The sequence below is a fragment of the Paraburkholderia sp. UCT70 genome (assembly GCF_050434085.1).
GTDB lineage: Bacteria > Pseudomonadota > Gammaproteobacteria > Burkholderiales > Burkholderiaceae > Paraburkholderia > Paraburkholderia tuberum.
The window spans coordinates 4122413-4139728 of the sequence record NZ_JBNPVZ010000004.1 but is presented as its reverse complement, the minus strand read 5'-3'; the positions used below and the strand labels follow the sequence as shown (position 1 = coordinate 4139728).

General features: G+C 61.6%; 13 protein-coding genes and 1 pseudogene. 9 read left to right on the top strand and 5 right to left on the bottom strand.

Features of this window, described 5'->3' with window-relative positions; genetic code table 11:
* Positions 1 to 139: 139 nt before the first annotated feature.
* Complete coding sequence (locus OKW41_RS44780; protein WP_429576386.1) at positions 140 to 775, bottom strand: hypothetical protein; 636 nt, start codon at positions 773 to 775, stop codon at positions 140 to 142.
* A 754-nt stretch (positions 776 to 1529) separates the two neighbouring features.
* On the opposite strand from OKW41_RS44780, the gene OKW41_RS44775 reads away from it, so the two are divergent.
* The 3 genes from OKW41_RS44775 (at position 1530) to OKW41_RS44765 (ending at position 3325) form a co-directional block, all read left to right on the top strand.
* Positions 1530 to 1901: a helix-turn-helix domain-containing protein gene (locus OKW41_RS44775; protein ID WP_429452621.1), complete on the top strand. Its 372-nt coding sequence runs from the start codon at positions 1530 to 1532 to the stop codon at positions 1899 to 1901.
* 130 nt (positions 1902 to 2031) lie between these two features.
* Positions 2032 to 2997, top strand: a complete 966-nt coding sequence (locus OKW41_RS44770) for a GNAT family N-acetyltransferase (RefSeq protein ID WP_429452623.1) — start codon at positions 2032 to 2034, stop codon at positions 2995 to 2997.
* A 10-nt stretch (positions 2998 to 3007) separates the two neighbouring features.
* Positions 3008 to 3325: a GIY-YIG nuclease family protein gene (locus OKW41_RS44765; protein ID WP_090803545.1), complete on the top strand. Its 318-nt coding sequence runs from the start codon at positions 3008 to 3010 to the stop codon at positions 3323 to 3325.
* Between the two features lie 6 nt (positions 3326 to 3331).
* Here OKW41_RS44765 and OKW41_RS44760 read toward each other — a convergent pair whose 3' ends face one another.
* Both OKW41_RS44760 and ppa read right to left on the bottom strand, forming a co-directional pair.
* A complete protein-coding gene (locus OKW41_RS44760; RefSeq protein WP_429576385.1) occupies positions 3332 to 5425 on the bottom strand; it encodes an FUSC family protein in 2094 nt (697 codons plus the stop codon).
* 287 nt (positions 5426 to 5712) lie between these two features.
* Positions 5713 to 6240, bottom strand: a complete 528-nt coding sequence (gene ppa / locus OKW41_RS44755) for an inorganic diphosphatase (protein WP_090803541.1) — start codon at positions 6238 to 6240, stop codon at positions 5713 to 5715.
* A gap of 297 nt (positions 6241 to 6537) precedes the next feature.
* Here ppa and OKW41_RS44750 point away from each other — a divergent pair, with 297 nt between their 5' ends.
* The 5 genes and pseudogenes from OKW41_RS44750 (at position 6538) to OKW41_RS44730 (ending at position 11753) form a co-directional block, all read left to right on the top strand.
* Complete coding sequence (locus tag OKW41_RS44750; protein WP_429452627.1) at positions 6538 to 7977, top strand: aldehyde dehydrogenase family protein; 1440 nt, start codon at positions 6538 to 6540, stop codon at positions 7975 to 7977.
* A gap of 91 nt (positions 7978 to 8068) precedes the next feature.
* Positions 8069 to 8827, top strand: a complete 759-nt coding sequence (locus OKW41_RS44745) for an SDR family oxidoreductase (protein ID WP_429452629.1) — start codon at positions 8069 to 8071, stop codon at positions 8825 to 8827.
* A 140-nt stretch (positions 8828 to 8967) separates the two neighbouring features.
* Positions 8968 to 10287 carry an MFS transporter gene (locus OKW41_RS44740; protein ID WP_429576384.1) on the top strand — a complete coding sequence of 440 codons (1320 nt, stop codon included), beginning with the start codon at positions 8968 to 8970 and terminating at the stop codon, positions 10285 to 10287.
* Between the two features lie 106 nt (positions 10288 to 10393).
* Positions 10394 to 10558, top strand: a pseudogene (locus tag OKW41_RS44735) (helix-turn-helix domain-containing protein); the annotation flags it as partial.
* A gap of 250 nt (positions 10559 to 10808) precedes the next feature.
* Positions 10809 to 11753 (top strand): cupin domain-containing protein, encoded by a 945-nt coding sequence (locus OKW41_RS44730; protein WP_429452633.1) that lies wholly within the window; start codon positions 10809 to 10811, stop codon positions 11751 to 11753.
* Here OKW41_RS44730 and OKW41_RS44725 read toward each other — a convergent pair.
* Positions 11750 to 12712 (bottom strand): LysR substrate-binding domain-containing protein, encoded by a 963-nt coding sequence (locus OKW41_RS44725; RefSeq protein WP_429576383.1) that lies wholly within the window; start codon positions 12710 to 12712, stop codon positions 11750 to 11752. The two genes, OKW41_RS44730 and OKW41_RS44725, sit on opposite strands and share 4 nt — an antisense overlap.
* A 628-nt stretch (positions 12713 to 13340) precedes the next feature.
* On the opposite strand from OKW41_RS44725, the gene OKW41_RS44720 reads away from it, so the two are divergent.
* A complete protein-coding gene (locus OKW41_RS44720) occupies positions 13341 to 14456 on the top strand; it encodes a lactonase family protein (protein WP_429576382.1) in 1116 nt (371 codons plus the stop codon).
* A gap of 625 nt (positions 14457 to 15081) precedes the next feature.
* On the opposite strand, the gene OKW41_RS44715 is transcribed toward OKW41_RS44720, so the two are convergent.
* Positions 15082 to 17136: a sigma-54-dependent Fis family transcriptional regulator gene (locus OKW41_RS44715; protein ID WP_429576381.1), complete on the bottom strand. Its 2055-nt coding sequence runs from the start codon at positions 17134 to 17136 to the stop codon at positions 15082 to 15084.
* Positions 17137 to 17316 lie beyond the last annotated feature (180 nt).

Sequence of the window (17316 nt, the reverse complement as noted above, 5' to 3'; positions counted from 1 at the left end):
AGGAGGGCAGCGACAACTGCACGATGAATCGCGTGGTCTATCAGTGCCAGCCGTGCTTCTTCAGGCGAAAGAGCTTCTCGTTTTTGACGAGAGGGCCGCGGTACTCCATTGGTTGTGATTGGATTCATGGCGGTAGGTGTTAGTCGGAGACCGGTGTCGTTCTTGTGATGCTAAAAAACGTCGCACTTAGCGCTTTGAAATCTGCGGCTGCAGCTAGTGCTCGCTCCACTTCCTCGCGCATCAGAAGCCTCAGTGGCGTGAGCCCTCCAAGCGACTCTGATGGCGTCGTAAAGAATTTCCATTTGCCCCAACCGGTTGAGTCACCCAAGCGCCGTACGACCTTCGCGAAATCCCTGCGGTCGACTAGATTCGATAAGGCAAAGATTGGGTAATACTGCTTGGACTCGAATTCCACAGTAAACACTCTGCACGACGCAACTTCTTCGCTTAGCTTCTGCTCAGTGATGCCTGCGGCTTTGCAAAAGTCCTCAGCGGGAAGCAGCCTTCCTTGTAGAACAAGGGAGTACCGCTCTATGTTCGCCGCAGAGACATCGGTCAACCCCGGAAGTTCTGAAGCTCGGCGGTTGGTCAGCTGCCCTTGCTTCTCGTCTTCCTCACGAGTCGAGCTTAGGTCCAAGTTCGACAACGTGGCGGTGCCAATGACTTGGATGAGGTGTGCTTTGAACAGGCGGCCAACCTCCGCATTCGACAGGAAAAGACTTGCTTCAGCGCCTGTTGGGTCCGACAGCATCGCCGCAACGGCGGCATTGCGCATGACTTGTCGCACATCGGTGCTCGTATTACTTTCGGACCTCGGCATAGCCATCCCTATGTGTTGCTACTTCATTACCTGTGGGCGCAGGACTGAGGCGACCTCCACGCCCATTTTTGACGACAGGCCACGTCCTTCCGAGATGTGCTTGCTCAGGTGCCGGCCGTAGATTTCGAATCTCGCTTACTCACCCGTTCTCGAAGCTCATTACGTTTACCAACCGTGGCCTCTCAACGCGCCTACCGGATGCGACAGGCGAGCACGGTCTCGTCTCCCCGTCGGTAGTTGAATACCAATAACGCACGACGTCCGAATCTTTGGCTTGAACCTCCGTCCACAATCCGCTTACCCGGCAGAGCGTGACGGAAGCGTCATCCTCATTACGACCCAACAGGTGAACCGAAAAGGTTACATCGCCAAGATGCAATACCAGTTCAATCAGCGCCTCAGCACCGTCCACCACCCAACCGTCCGGGCTCGCGCAGTCCGCACCGCCAGAGGAGGCTACGACAAAAAAGTTCAGCGTGAGGTCCGACCATCCAACGCAGCGCCACGGAAGAAGTGGCTGCATGAGCCTCTTCTTAATGGGATGTGGCTCTTCCCAACTGCTGTCAGTAAATAGCATCAGAACGACCAGAGGAAATTCAGATTGGAACTATAACAACGCAAAACGTTGTCTACCAACATATCACGTTGTTACATCAAATGCTAGAAGAAGGGAACATGCGCGTTGACCAACGACACTGAATGTTGAGTAGTGACAGCGACTCCAGACCACACATTGAATAATCGACTCGGGCCTAGGCTCGCTCGAATTCGCATCGAACGGGGATATTCACAGGAGTATCTGGCTCGGCGGCTAGACGTTCACGTGGAGACCATCAGCCGATTCGAACGTGGCACTGCTCTCCCAACTCTGCCCCGTTTGTTTGAGCTAGCTGAAGCGTTGGCCGTGCCTGTGGCGGAACTCTTGCAAGGGGAGTCAACGCGGCCAGTCGATGTGGGGCTAGAATTCGCGGCGCGGCTCGAGCGACTTTCGATTGAAGACCAAACCTTCATGAAAAAGTGGTTCGAGGAAATGTGCGACCACCTTGGCAAATCGCGCCGCCCGCGCAAGAAAGCAGGCTAGAACGCGAGTTGACGGAGTGCAGCGACACGTCAGCTGCGAAATTGCCGAATCGAACCCACCTTCCAAAGCTAATTGTAAGCTTTGTAATTCCGCGAGCCGCGGTAGGATTTGAAAGGTAATTGACACATAAATGCCACAAACCCACCCGACGCTACCCGTTCAAAAAAAGGCCAAAAAACCACCGGCCACATATGTCTTCGACTGGGCCTGGGCCGACGCGTACAAGCGCAACGGCGTGCCCTATTACCCGAAGCTGCTGTGCGCGGTGCCCTTCACGCCGGTACAGGGCAACCGGCTACTGTCGGCGAACGAGCATGCGTTGCGCCATCTCGCGGCCACGTTGATGGCGTTCGCCGAGCAGGCCGAGGTGTCGTCGCTGCACGTGCTGTTTCCGACGCAGAGCGAAGCGAACGCGCTCACCGATATCGGCATGATGCAGCGCGAAGGCGTGCAGTTTCACTGGCTCAACGACGGCTATCGCGACTTCGAAGACTTTCTGTCGACGCTCGAACAGAAGAAGCGCAAGAACATCCGCGCCGAACGGCGCAAGGTGCACGAGGCCGGCATCACGATGCGAAGGATCCGCGGCGCAGACATCGAGGATGCCGATTGGCGCTTCTTCAGCAAGTGCTATCGGCAAACCTATCGCGAGCATTTTTCGAGTCCGTATCTGAATCTCGATTTCTTCAGGATGATCGGCGCGTCGATGCCGGAGAATCTGCTGCTCGTGATCGCCGAATATGAAGGCAAGCCGATCGCGAGCTCGCTCGTCGTCTATCAGCGCGACGAGAAAACCGGCGGCACCTTGTATGGCCGCTACTGGGGCGCGCTCGAACACGTGCCGTGCCTGCACTTCGAAACCGCGTACTATCAGCCGCTCGAATTCTGCATCGAAGAAAAGCTCGGCGCATTCGAAGGCGGCGCGCAGGGCGAGCACAAGATGGCGCGCGGCTTTCTGCCGACGGTCACGCGCTCGACGCATTGGCTCGCGCATCCGGCGTTCGCCGATGCGGTCGGCCATTTCCTCGATAACGAAAAAAACAGCATCCACGCGTACGTGGACGAGCTGCGCGAACACAATCCATTCAAAGGCTAGAAGCGCGGTTATGGCGTGGTTTCTCTATCTGCTCGAATGCTCGGACGGCAGCGTCTATACCGGCATCGCGACCGATGTCGCTGCTCGCTTCGACAAACACCTGAGCGGCACGGGCGCGCGTTATACGCGCTCGCGCAAGCCGGTGCGGGTGCTCGCGTCGTTCGAGCTGGCGGACCGGTCGAGCGCGTCGAGCGCCGAGTATTGGGTCAAGCGGCTCACGGCGGCCGATAAACGGGCGTTGGCGGCCGGGGTGTTCACGCTGCAGTCGGTGTTGCCGGTGGCAGCGGTGAATGACGTCGCGGAAGACGGTGAACGTTCCGACGGCTGAGTCGAGCTATCCCCTCGCCTCCCGCATCCTCTCCGTCAACAGCCGATGCACCCGCGCCAGCTCGCCCACCACATCTGCTTCCAGCGACGTCAACTGCTCGCGAGCGGGTAACTCGAGCCGCACCGGCCGCAACGTGCGATTCAGCGCGGCCTCGATCGCCGCGCTGATCGCCTCGACCCATTCGTCGAGTTCGCTATGCAGGTCGCGACGGTTCGCGGTGAGGCGCAATTGCGTCGCGGTGCCGGCCATCCGTCGCAGCAGGCTCAGCACCGTCAGCGTGACCGTATCGGCCATCGAGTCCTCGAGCTTTTCGAGCCGCACGCGGCCGATCGCTTCTTCCGCGTTGTTGCTGGTGAGGCCCGCAGCGCGGCGCAATTGCTCGATCTCCTTGCCGCCATGCCGAGGCGCCTCGAGCGACGCGCGCAGATACGCGAGATTCGCGCGCACCGCGTCGCCGAGATAGACGCGCACATCGAGCTTCTCGCGCGTCGGCCATAGAAGGAACGTCGCGAGCAGCGCGAGCACACAGCCGAGCACGTTGTTGCCGAGCCGCGTCAACGCGAACGCCAACTCGTTGGCGCCCGGCGTCGCGAAGTCGGCGACCAGCACGAAGGTCGGCGTCAGGAACAGCACGAACAGGCTGTAACTGACGGGGCGCAGCGCCATCGTCGCCATCACCAGCGGGAACACCGCAAGCGAGATGCCGAGCGGCGAATGAATCGCATAGCCGATCGCCGCCGCGAGCACACCGCCGACGATACTGCCCGTCGCGCGTTCGATGCTGCGCGGCCAGGTCGCGGCGATCGACGGCTGCAGGATCAGCAGCGTGGCCATCGTGGCCCAATAGCCGAACGGCAGACCGAGCGCGCGAATCACGACGAAGCCCGCCGTCGTCGTCACGCCGACACGCGCCGCATGGCGCAAGCCGACCGACTGCCACGACAGGTTGGCCTTCAGCGTCGACCACGCGCGCGCCGTATAACGCGCGACGCACGCGCTCCACGGCTCGTCGTGCACCTCACGCGGCGCGAAATCGACGAGCTCGAAACCGGATTGCAGCTTCACCGGTTCGAGCAACCCGCTTTCGAGCCGATGCGCGAGACGCCGCAGACGCGCCTGCAGGTCCGCGAGACGTTCCCAGCGCGCGTCGCCGGTCGCGCTGCCGATGTCGCTGAGCACTTCGCCGATCGCATTGAGCGAGCGCACCGCGCGTCGCGTGCGGCGCGGATCGTCGGGCACTTTCGCGCCCGCGCCCGACACCGCGATCAGATACGCGAACAGCGCTTCGCCGTCGGTCAGCAAACCGAGCAACGTGTCGTAGACGGCCGCCCCGCCCGCCTTCGATGCGGGCACGTTCGCGAGCGCATCGCGCGAACGTTCGAGCGACGCGCGCGCATCGGCGCGAAAGCGCGCGGCATGCGTGGCCCATTCGCGCCGCGCGGCACGGCCGCCGACAAGCCGCGCGCTATCGAACGCGACATCGGCGAGGCGCAGATACACCGCGCGCAACGACGCGCGGCTCGCGCCGAATGGATGAATGCGCCACACCGTCAAGCTCAGCACGATCGCGAACAGACAGCCGATCAGATAGACGCCGAGAAACGCACCCGCGCGCGCGTCGTGCATCGGCCGATCGACCATCACGACGCAGGCGGTCGCCGCGAGGATCGTCACCTGCGACGTGGCCGCGCCCCAGATGCGGCCGAACGCGCCGAGCGTCGTGAACGCGAGCACCGCGAGCGCGGCCCACGCGGCACCCGACGCGGACGCGAACGCGGTCATGCCGCCGCACAGCGTCGACAGCAGCGCGAAGCTCATCATCGACATGAAGCGCGCGCGGTTCGAGCCGGCGGCATCGGCGAGGCAGGTCCAGAACGCGCCGATCGCCGCCCACGCAAACACCGGATCGTGCAGCACGTTGCCGAGCGCGAGCATCGCCGTCGATGCGCACGCCGCCCTCAAGCCCTCCGACAGATTCGCCTCGCTCGCCGCGAACGACACCATCCAGACCGGCCGCTTGCGATAGATCGCGGTGACGACCGAATGCAGCCGGGTCGACCAGCGCGGCGATGTCGAGTGGGGCTTGCTGCGGTTCATCATCCGGACAGTGGTTCTTGAAGTGATGGAAACGCGCGTAGATGCCTTGAGTTCGCGCGCGAGGTCGTGCGGCGAATGATAAGGGTTTACACCTAAATATAAAAATACGTTCCGTTCATCGGAGCGATGCGTTCAGGTTATGCGCGCGAGACGAAGCGTGCCAGACGAAGATCACGGCGTATTTGCACGGTAGTCGAATGCCGCGCAAATCAGATGAAAAAACCGCGCGGTCCTTGCGGACTCGCGCGGTTTTCGTACTGCATGCAGCAAGCGGATGAACCGCGGCGCGCTTACTTCTTGTAGTTCGCCACGCCTTCGCTGATTTCCTTGTGGGCAGCATCGACGTCGGCCCAGCCTTCGACCTTGACCCACTTGCCCTTCTCGAGCGCCTTGTATTGCTCGAAGAAGTGCTTGATCTGGTCCTTCAGGTAAGCCGGCACGTCGTCGACCGACTTCAGGTTCGCCGTCATCGGGCAGATCTTGTCGTGCGGCACGGCGATCAGCTTCGCGTCGACACCGGACTCATCAGTCATCTGCAGCATGCCGAGCGCGCGGGCACGCACGACCGAGCCTGCCAGCAGCGGGAACGGCGTGATCACCAGCACGTCGACCGGGTCGCCGTCGCCCGACAGCGTCTGCGGAATGAAGCCGTAGTTGGCCGGATAGCGCATGCCGGTGCCGATGAAACGGTCGACGACGAGCAGGCCCAGGTCCTTGTCGGCTTCGTACTTCACCGGGTCGCTTTGCGCCGGGATTTCGATGATGACGTTGAAATCGTGCGGAAGGTCATTGCCTGCGGGAACGTGATTGAAGCTCATGAGCGCTCTCTGAAGGGGATGGAAATCGGAAGGCGGCGAACGGCGCGCGGGCTGCGGATGCGGTGCGAACTGTGTGCGAACCGCGAACGTCGGGCACTGAAACCCTCTCGCCCCGAACGACGGGGCCGCGCACCGGACCGTACGGAATGCGCCATTATAGCCAATCGGCAGTTGGCATCCGCGGTCGGATCGGCGCGATAATCGTCTGGCGAGTCTCGCTTCGCGTCTCTACCGTTTTGTGTCTCCCCTTCGAACCCGCGCCGCCGCACGCCGGCCGCGCGTCATCAAGGAGCATGCATGGAAGAAGCACGGCATTTCATCGGCGGCGAGTGGTGCGCCGCTTCCTGCGGCGAATCGATCGCCGTACTCGATCCCTCGGACGGCCAGCCGTTCACGCGCATCGCGCGCGGCACCGAGGCCGATATCGACACCGCCGTGCGCGCCGCACGCGCAGCGTTCGACGGCGCATGGGGTGCGCTGAGCGCCGCCGAGCGCGGCCGCGTGCTGTACCGGCTGTCGCTGCTGGTGGCAGCGCGCCAGGAAGACCTTGCACGGCTCGAAGCGCGCGACACCGGCAAACCGCTCAAGCAGGCGCGCGCCGACGCCGCCGCCCTGACCCGCTACTTCGAGTTCTACGCCGGCGCGGCCGACAAGCTGCACGGCGAAACCCTGCCCTACCAATCCGGCTACACGGTGCTGACGATCCGCGAGCCGCACGGCGTGACCGGCCACATCGTGCCGTGGAATTACCCGATGCAGATCTTCGGGCGCAGCGTCGGCGCGGCGCTCGCGACCGGCAATGCGTGCGTCGTCAAACCGGCCGAGGACGCGTGCCTTTCCGTGCTGCGGGTCGCAGAGCTCGCCGCCGAGGCCGGCTTGCCGGCCGGTGCGCTGAACATCGTGACCGGCTATGGACACGAAGCGGGCGCCGCGCTCGCGCGTCATCCGGGCATCGATCACATCTCCTTCACGGGCTCGCCCGAAACCGGCAAGCTCGTCACGCAGATGGCCGCCGAAAACCACGTGCCGGTCACGCTCGAACTCGGCGGCAAGTCGCCGCAAATCGTGTTCGCCGACGCCGATCTCGACGCCGCGCTGCCGGTGCTGATCTCCGCGATCGTGCAGAACGCCGGGCAAACCTGCTCGGCGGGCAGTCGCGTGCTGATCGAGCAGGCGATTTACGAGCCGCTGCTCGACAGACTCAGCAGCGCCTTTCAGGCGTTGCGCGTCGGGCCGTCGAATGCCGACCTCGACTGCGGACCGCTGATCAGCGCGAAACAGCAGCAACGTGTGTGGGATTTTCTGTCGGACGCGCAACACGACGGCATCGCGATGGCCGCGCACGGCGAGGTGATTCCCGAAGCGCCTGAAAGCGGCTTCTATCAGGCCCCGACCTTGCTGCGCGACGTGCCCGCGAGCCACCGCCTCGCGCGCGACGAAGTATTCGGTCCGGTGCTCGCCGCGATGTCGTTCCGCGACGAAGCCGAAGCGCTCGCGCTCGCGAACGGCACGCAGTTCGGGCTCGTCGCCGGCATCTGGACACGCGATGGCGCGCGCCAGATGCGCCTCGCCCGACGCGTGCGCTCGGGCCAGGTGTTCATCAACAACTATGGCGCGGGCGGCGGCGTCGAATTGCCGTTCGGCGGCGTCAAGCATTCGGGACATGGCCGCGAGAAAGGCTTCGAGGCGCTGTATGGCTTTACGGTGCTGAAGACGATCGCGATCCGGCACGGCTAGCGCGTGCCGGAGGGCTCGCTCGCGATCGGCGCGAGCAGCACGTTACACGCAACATCGCATCGCTCTATCCATCACAAACAACGGAGACATCATGCGGTTGACAGGTAAAACGGCCATCGTCACGGGCGGAGGTTCGGGTTTCGGCGAAGGCATCGCAAAGACCTTTGCGCGCGAAGGCGCGAACGTCGTGGTCAACGACCTCAACGGGCCGGCCGCCGAACGCGTCGCGAGTGAGATCGCGATTGCGGGCGGCAAGGCGATCGCGGTACCCGGCAACGTCGCGCAACGCGACGACTGGCGCACGCTGCGCGAGGCCGCGCTGGAAGACTTCGGCAGCGTGCAGATCGTCGTCAACAACGCGGGCACCACGCATCGCAACAAGCCGGTACTCGAAGTCACCGAGGCCGAGTTCGACCGCGTCTATGCGGTGAACGTGAAGAGCATCTACTGGAGCGTGCAGGAGTTCGTGCCGTATTTTCGCGAGCAAGGCGGCGGCAGCTTCATCAATATTGCGTCGACGGCGGGCGTGCGGCCGCGGCCCGGGCTCGTCTGGTACAACGGCAGCAAGGGCGCGGTGATCGTCGCTAGCAAGTCGCTCGCCGTTGAGCTGGGGCCGCAGCGGATTCGCGTGAACTGCGTGAATCCGGTGATCGGTGAGACCGCGCTGCTGTCCGAGTTCATGGGGGTCGAGGATACGCCGCAGAACCGGCAGAAGTTCCTGGCAGGGATTCCTCTTGGGCGGTTTTCGACGCCGCAGGATATTGCGAATGCGGCGCTGTATCTGGCTTCGGATGAGGCCGAGTTCATTACCGGCGTGTGCCTCGAAGTGGATGGGGGGCGCTGCGTGTAGCGGTAGGTGATGCGCTGCGCACGCACAGCGTGCGCAGTTAGTGTTTTCCTCCAATATCGATTCGTCCTGCAAAAGACCTGGCGCGGATAGAATCGTTCGGCGGCGGCACTTCAATTCCATAAAAAAGAGGAGACATAGTCATGGCTAGTCCTGCAGATCCGCTCCACCATCCCGGCGCTGGCGCGCCGCCTTCGACGTTCGAAGAGGCGACTTATCGCAAGGTTACCTGGCGGCTCGCGCCGCTATTGATGCTCTGCTACATCGTTGCCTATCTGGACCGTGTGAACGTCGGCTTCGCGAAGCTGGGGATGAGCACGGATCTTGGCTTGAGCGATGCCGTGTATGGCTTCGGCGCGGGGATTTTCTTCATCGGCTATTTCATCTTCGAAGTGCCGAGCAACGTGATCCTGCATAAGGTCGGCGCGCGTGTCTGGATCGCGCGGATCATGATTTCCTGGGGCGTGATATCCATGCTGACGATGTTAGTCACCACGCCGACGATGTTTTATGTGATGCGCTTTCTGCTCGGGCTTGCAGAGGCGGGCTTCTTTCCTGGGATTATTTTGTATCTCACCTACTGGTATCCGGCGCATCGGCGTGGACGGATGACGACCTGGTTTATGACGGCGATTGCGTTGTCGGGGGTGATTGGTGGGCCGGTGTCGGGGTACATCCTGAAGAACTTCAACGGCGTGAACGGGTGGCACGGGTGGCAGTGGCTGTTTCTGCTCGAAGGGGTGCCGTCGGTGCTGGTTGGGATCATCGTGTTCGTGATGCTCGTTGATCGGATTTCGAAGGCTAAGTGGCTGACCCGGGAAGAGCAGCAGTTGCTTGAGAGTCAGGTGTCGGCTGAGGAAGCGACCAAGCACGATATGCCGATTCGGCAGGTACTCACTAGCGGGCGGGTGTTGATGTTGAGCCTCACCTACTTCTCGTTTGTGATGGGGCTTTATGGGGTGAGCTTCTGGTTGCCGACGATTATCAAATCTACCGGCGTTACCGATGCGTTTTTGATTGGGTTGCTATCGGCGGTGCCGTTTGCGGCGGCTGTTGCGGCGATGGTGTTTGTGGCGCGGAGTGCGGATCGGTCGAGGGAACGGAGATGGCATATTGCGTTGCCGGCGTTTCTTGGTGCTGTGGGGCTCGTGCTTTCCGTCGTTTGGACGCATAACACCTTGCTTGCTATGACTGGGTTGACGCTGGCTACCATGGGCATCCTCACTACACTGCCGTTGTTTTGGAGTTTGCCTACGGCGATTCTGGCAGGCACCGGCGCCGCTGCCGGGATTGCGATGATTAATTCGATTGGCAACCTTGCCGGTTTCCTTAGTCCTTATGCTGTGGGGTGGTTGAAGGAGGTTACCGCGGCGAACGATTCGGGGATGTATATGTTGGCGGCGTTTATGGTGCTGGGCGGTTTTCTTGCTGTTAGTGTGCCGGCGAGGATGGTTAATAAGTGAGTGGAGTCGCTGCTGCGAGAGTCTGGCGACACTCGTTACTGCCTCTCTCTTCTTCCAGGCGGAAAGCCCCGGCGGCCTCAAATCTGAAGCGCAACACCTGTTTCGTATGAAGTGTTGTGAGCACGAAAGAACTCCGTATCTACAGCTTCAACCCGAAGAGCGCCTGACCATTGCAAGCCTGCATTTGCACGGTTCGAGTGTCCAGGCCATGGCCCGGACACTCGGGCGCTCGCCTGCCACCATAAGCCGTGAGCTAGCGCGCAACAGTTCTACTACACAACCTCGTTCAACATTGCCCCTTGGTCGAACCTTGGCCGATGATGAACTGCATAGCGGCCCGGTACGAATAACCCGCCGCGCCTCGAAACCGTCGCACGGTGTTCCTTTTGCGCAAAGGTGATTTCGATGTCGGGCACTTCTGGCGCAAACGCCGCGCGCCTGAAGTCAGGTCAGCCTTCGGACGCGGGTCCTCATAAATGGACCCGGGCGAAGCCTCCTCAAAAGTCGAAAGGAGCAAAACCATGCTGACCAGAACATCCCCCGCGCTTCGCACCGAACCGAATGTCGCCACGGAAGACGCGCAATACTTCGAATACACCTCGTCCGCCAATCCGATTGGTGCGAAGCTCATCTCGCGTGTGCCGTTCCATAACTTTCCGCCTTCGCTTTATGCAGACGGCGCAACCCGGGTCGTGCCGCTCGACCTGTCTGCCGAGCTGGGTTGCCCGGGTCCCGCGACCAGTCCCGGTCTGAGCGCCAGCTTCCTGCGCATCAATGCGGGCGATGCGTTGACACTCGATCCCAATGCGACCTCGCAGGTCTGCTACGTCATTAGCGGATCGGGTAGCGTGAAGCAGTCGGAAACGAACTTCCCCTTTTCGGTAGGCGATTTCTTCACGTTCCCGGGCGGCCATGCCACGGTGCTGTCCGCTGCTGCGACGACCACGCTGTATTACGTCAATGACGCGCCACTGCTCACCTATCTTGGTACCACCGGGGTACATGCGCGTTTTGCGCCGACACGCTATCCGGCCGCCGAGGCGCAGGCAGCACTGCGCGCAGTCGGGGAACAAGCGAACGCGGGTCGTCGCAACCGCATCAGCGTACTAATGGGCAACACCAACTTTCCGCAGACACGCACGGTCACGCATGTGTTGTGGGCGATGTTCGGCATCGTGCCGCCCAACTCGGTGCAGAAGCCGCACCGGCACCAGTCGATTGCACTCGACTTCATCGCCAGCGGCAAGCCGGGTGTCTATACGCTGGTCGGAACGGAACTGGACAGGGATGGCAATATCGTGAACCCGACCCGCGTCGATTGGAAAACGGGGATGGCATTCGTCACGCCGCCGGGACACTGGCATGCGCATTTCAACGAAACGAACGAAAACGCCTATGTGATTCCGATCCAGGATGCAGGCTTGCAGACTTACCTGCGCACGCTAGACATCCGCTTCGCCCATTAAGGCTGACGCTCCAGTGCGAGTCCGTCGTCCCAGTACGGCGGCTCGCCAAACACCTCGGCATAGAAATCCACGAAGGCGCGCACCTTCGACGAGACGATCTTCTTCGGTGGGTAGACCGCCCAGACCGCGGGTTCGGCTCGTCCGGTGCGTGCTTCCCATTCCGGTAGCACGTGCTGCAAGCGTCCTCCGCGCAGGGCCGTAGAGGCGAGCCATGTCGGCAGGAGCGCCACGCCACAACCGGCCACGGCGAGCGCGAGCACGGCTTCGGAGTCGTCAGCGCGCAAGCGCCCCTGCAACTCCACCAGCACCTGTTCCTGTTCTTGCGACGCCCGCGCGTCCGCGGTGACCAGCGTGAAATACCATTTGTCGTCCGGAACCACGGACACGCGAAGCGCATCGCGCGCGGCCAGATCGCCAGGCACACGCGGTGTGCCGCTACGCGCGAAATACGCCGGGCTGCCACAGACGATACGACGATGCGGTGCCAGGCGCTTCGCCATCAATGACGAATCGGGCAGCACGCCGGTACGGATCGCCACATCAATGCCCGCATCGATCATGTTGAGCGTTTCGTCCGTAGAGACGATGTCGAGGTCGATATCAGGATAGCGCGCCATGAAGGCCGGCAGATGCGGCACGATGTGCAGGCGGCCGAATGCCGGTGGCATTGTCACGCGCAGCACGCCTTGTGGCATGCGATTTAGCGATGACGTCACTTCGCGCGCGTCATCGAGTGCTTGCAACGCTAACAAGGCGTGTTCACGAAACAGCCGGCCGCCTTCTGTCAGGACGAGGCCGCGCGTCGACCGGTTGAATAGGGCGATGCCCAGATCTCTTTCGAGTTCGCTTACGTAGCGGGAGACAGTCGAGGTCTTGACGGACAGTGCATTGGCTGTCTTGCTGAAGCTCTGCAGTTCCGCTGCGCAAACGAAGGCCCGTACTGCGGCGAAGTAGTCCATGGACTGTCTGACGTGGATGGGATTACCTGGCTTTTGCCGAGACCGGTAGTGTACTGCCCCGGCGCGGCCAGCGTGATGAGGAGTCGATCACGTCGTGAAAGCTACCGCGTTTAGATGCAATGTCCGCTTCTTGAGGCAGATCAGTCATACCTTTGCCGGGATTCAACGGCATCGGGAGCACCGTCAAAAAATGTTCATGGTCAAGCGGCCCAGATGGACTATATACAAACGAGGGGCGGCGAATGGCTGTACGTCCAACGAAAACCGCCCTTGACTCAGGTCCACGAGAGCCGCAGTCAAGCCGAACGGAGACGTACGACGCCGAATAGTCGCGACCCGTCTTTTCCCACATAGACCGGTCAGTGGATCGCAGCGTTAGCATCATTGCCAGGGGCGACGCGTTCCCGACCAATCCACCCCTGCCCGATGTTCCCTGTTCGACCTCCTTAACCACCGTGTAGTAAACGCGACAAGGGGTGAAGTAATGAAACAGATCGCGAACTGGGTAACGCTCTTGCAGGTCTGCCTGTAGCCCAATTTATCGAGGACGTAACGTACAGCTACCTGTTCTGCCCACTCGTCCATCCGACGTCACCCGTTCGCTCGTCGCCCATGCAAGGAGTACGCCATGTCATTTATCACGTGCCGTTTAGCGTTTCTATTGCGAACCATCGCGTTCGCAACGGCGTTAGGATTCGCTTCAATCAGCATTGCGCAAGCCGATTCGGAGGTTGATCCGCCAGGAGCGGTTTACGTTCTGTCAAACCAGCCGTCCGGGAACTCGGTTCTTGTCTATTCGCGCGCTGCCAACGGAATACTGAACTACGAGGCCACGTACTCAACTGGCGGTAAAGGAGCAGGCACGGGAGCCGATCCACTAGGCTCGCAGGGTTCCCTAACGTTGGCAGCGGGCTTTCTCTTCGCCGTGAATCCGGGCAGCAATGATGTTTCGCTGTTCGCGGTCGACGGCAGCAAACTGACGCTGCTCGACAGAAAACCATCAGGTGGTCAAATGCCCGTCAGCGTGACAGTCAAGGGGCCCATCGCGTATGTGCTTAATGCCGGAGGCACACCGAACATCAACGGCTTTATCGTCGACGCGTTTGGCAAGCGTCTCGTTCCATTACCAGGCTCACAACGACCACTTGCCGGCGGAAACGCCGCCCAGCCCGCGCAAGTGAAGTTTGCGCCGGAAGGCAACGAACTGCTCGTGACCGAAAAGGGCACACAACTCATTGACACGTATTATGTCGGCTTCACCGGCTACGCCTCGAAGACTCCAACCCCCCATGCGTCAAACGGCGTCACGCCGTTCGGCTTTTCCATCACGACCCGGGGTTATGCGATCGTCTCCGAGGCCGGATCTGGTTCGGTTTCCTCATATGAGGTCGAGGACAGCAAACATCTGACTTCCATCAGTGCAGCAATTCCCTTGGGCCAGAGCGCCCCTTGCTGGCTTGTCACCACGGGCGATGGACGTTTTGCCTACACGGCCAATGCCGGTAGCGGCTCGATCAGCAGTCTGCGGATCGCGGCGGACGGTACAGTACGCTTGCTCAATCCGACTGCAGGCACACTCAGCGCTCCCCTTGACATGGCGCTCAGTGGTCACAGCAAATTCCTCTACGTTCGTGAAGGTAACGGCGCTGTAAGTGGCTTTCGCGTGATGCCAGACGGAACACTCGAGCCACTTGGCTCAGTCACCGGCGTACCGCCGGGGGCACAAGGGATCGCGGCGCGCTAGACACATCTCCCCCGCGCGGGGAGATGTGCACGCGGGATCATGCTTTCGTATCCCTGTATCGGCAGCCTTCGCGCAAGAACGTTGCCGGTACCGCTGAGCACCCGCCGTCCACCTTGATCCGATTGAAATCGAGGCTCCCGGTCAAGCAGGTGTTAGGTGAGTCCAAACGGGCGACGGTGAGCGAGTTGTCCACGGCCGGCCGGCGGGTCGCCTGTTATTACCATGACGCTGGCCGGCGGCGGGTAACTCGCCAGGTGGGCGCGCGACGTTTCTTCGACATACGCCGTTTCATGAATGAGCGACGCACGAGACTACAGGGTCAAGGATGTGGGCTGCACATGCCCCTGGAAAACCTTGACGGGCCGCCTCAGGGCGTGGACCCTGCTACTGTGAGATTTGTAAGCGGTTGTAGCTAGCCGGGACGCGTTGGCATCACCCGCTCCAACGGGCCAGGGATGCGTCACGCGCCTGCAAGCGATCCGGGTGCGGTGCGCGCCTCCGGTAGAGTCGTGAAAAGGAAAAGTGCTTCGGCTACTGTAGACCGCACGCAAGCAAATCGACTCATAGAGAAAACAATGGCCGGTCACCGCGGCAATTATCGATTGGTCCTGCGCAAACTCCCGCATCAATCCTTTTCCGCCACCCGCCCCGGCTGCACAGCCGGCATCCTGCGATAGATAGTGTTCCGCGAGACCCCGAGCGCACGCGCCGCGGCAGACACGTTTCCGCCATAGCGCGCCAGCGTCATCGCAACCACAGAGGTGGCAACATCCTGCAGCCGAGCACCGTCGGGCAGCGACGCATCGCCAGCAGCAGGGGCATCCGCAGCCGAACCGGCCGAAAGGGCTGAAGAGCTCGAAGCGGCCGACGCAGCAGAGTCCCCCTGTCCAACCTCGCCGTCGCCGCAACCCGCGCCCCCCACATCATCCAAAAAATCATCCGGCAAATGTTCCCACCGGATCTCCCCATCCTCCTCCACCATCGCCGCCGCCGTGCGCAGCAGATTAGCCAGTTGCCGACAGTTACCCGGCCACGCATGTCGCCCGAACACCGCCATCACATCAGCCGCAACGCTGAGCGCCTGCCGCCCCCCGCTTTCGACTGATTCCCACTGCAACATCTTCTGAACGACGACCGCGAGATCGCTCCGCTCACGCAACGCCGGCAACCGAACCGCAAGCCCGTTGATCCGATAGTAAAGATCCTCACGAAACTGGTTCTGCGCAATCATCTCGCGCAAGTTGCGGTGTGTCGCGCAAATAATGGAGACATCGACAGGAACCGCCCGCGTCGCCCCAAGCGGCGTCACAACCCGCTCCTGCAAAACACGCAGCAACCGCACCTGCAACGAATGCGGCATATCCCCGATCTCATCGAGAAACAGCGTGCCTCCATTCGCCTGCATCAGTTTGCCGATCGCCCCTTTACGCCGCGCGCCGGTAAACGCACCCTCTTCATACCCGAATAGCTCAGATTCGATCAGCGACTCCGGAATCGAAGCACAGTTAACCGCAACAAACGGCCCATCACCTCGCGGCGAATCGTTATGAATCGCCTGCGCGAGCAACTCCTTGCCGGTACCGGTCTCGCCGGTGATCAGAATCGGAATATCCTTGCCGAGCACCTTGCGAACCTTCGCGATCAGTGCGGACACACGAGCATCGCCAGTATCGAGATCGCCGAGCCGCGACAGTCCCGCAGCCGGTTGACGCGCATTCGCACACACCGGTCGCGGTGCGACTGCACCCTGCACATCGACGACTCCACGCCCCAGCCCAAACGACGCCCGCCTGAACTGCCCGCGCGCGCAAACCACCGCACCGTTGTGCAAATTCAGCATCAGATGCGGCGCGACGCCATGCGCCAAACGATCGATCAATTGCGCATACGAGATCTGAAATAGCGACGACAGCGTATGCGCGCGCAACGCAGCGAGCGACAAGCCCAACTGAAACTGCGCACTTCGATTCGCGGACAGAAAGCGACCATCATCGGTAAACGCAATGATCCCTTCCATCAGCGTGCCGAGAAATTCCGGCCGTCCGTGGAAAGACACTTGCAGGACGTCGCGAAACGCAGTCGAGAACAGATGGTTTTCGATCATCTGCACCGACATTTTCGCGAGCGCCATCGTGTGCTGGTGATAGCTGCGGTGGTCGCCCGTCACGTCGAGCACCCCGATCAGATCGCCGTACGGATCGAGAATCGGCACACTCGAACAGGACAGGAAGCGGTTCGCCGCCAGATAGTGCTGATCGCCATGAACGACCATCGCACACCCCTCGGCCAGCGAGGTACCGATCGCGTTGGTCCCCTGACGATCCTCGGCCCAGTTCGCGCCAGGCCGCAGCGCCACTTTTTCCGCGCGATGCAGAAAGTCGTCGTCGCCGATCGAATGCAGAATCAACCCTTCGGCGTTGGTCAGCACGATCATGCTTTGCGTGTTGACGATCTGCTCGCGCAGCGTCTCCATGACCGGCATCGCATGCGCGCACAGCACCTGGTTCTGTTCGCGCTTGAGCGCGAGTCCCGTGTCGGACAGGATGTCGTAATCCGGCCGGATCGATGCGCGCAGACCGAACGTCTCGGAGCGTTCGTGGGCTTTCTGGATCGCCGGTGCGGGCCAACCTTTGGAGCGGATAGCCGCCGCCACGCTGAGCGGATGAACGTCGTCGCGCATTGTCTCCTCCTGAATGCGCCCAGGTCGTGCCGGACGCTTTGATGCGTGTCAACAGAATACTCCCTTTGTCAGTCCGCCCGACGCGTGCGGCGACCCAGCGCGGGCCCGCATCCTTGATCTCCGTCAGCGTCGGCCGAATCTGCGGCGTTTCTGAACACCCGCAGCCCGCGCAACTGTTCT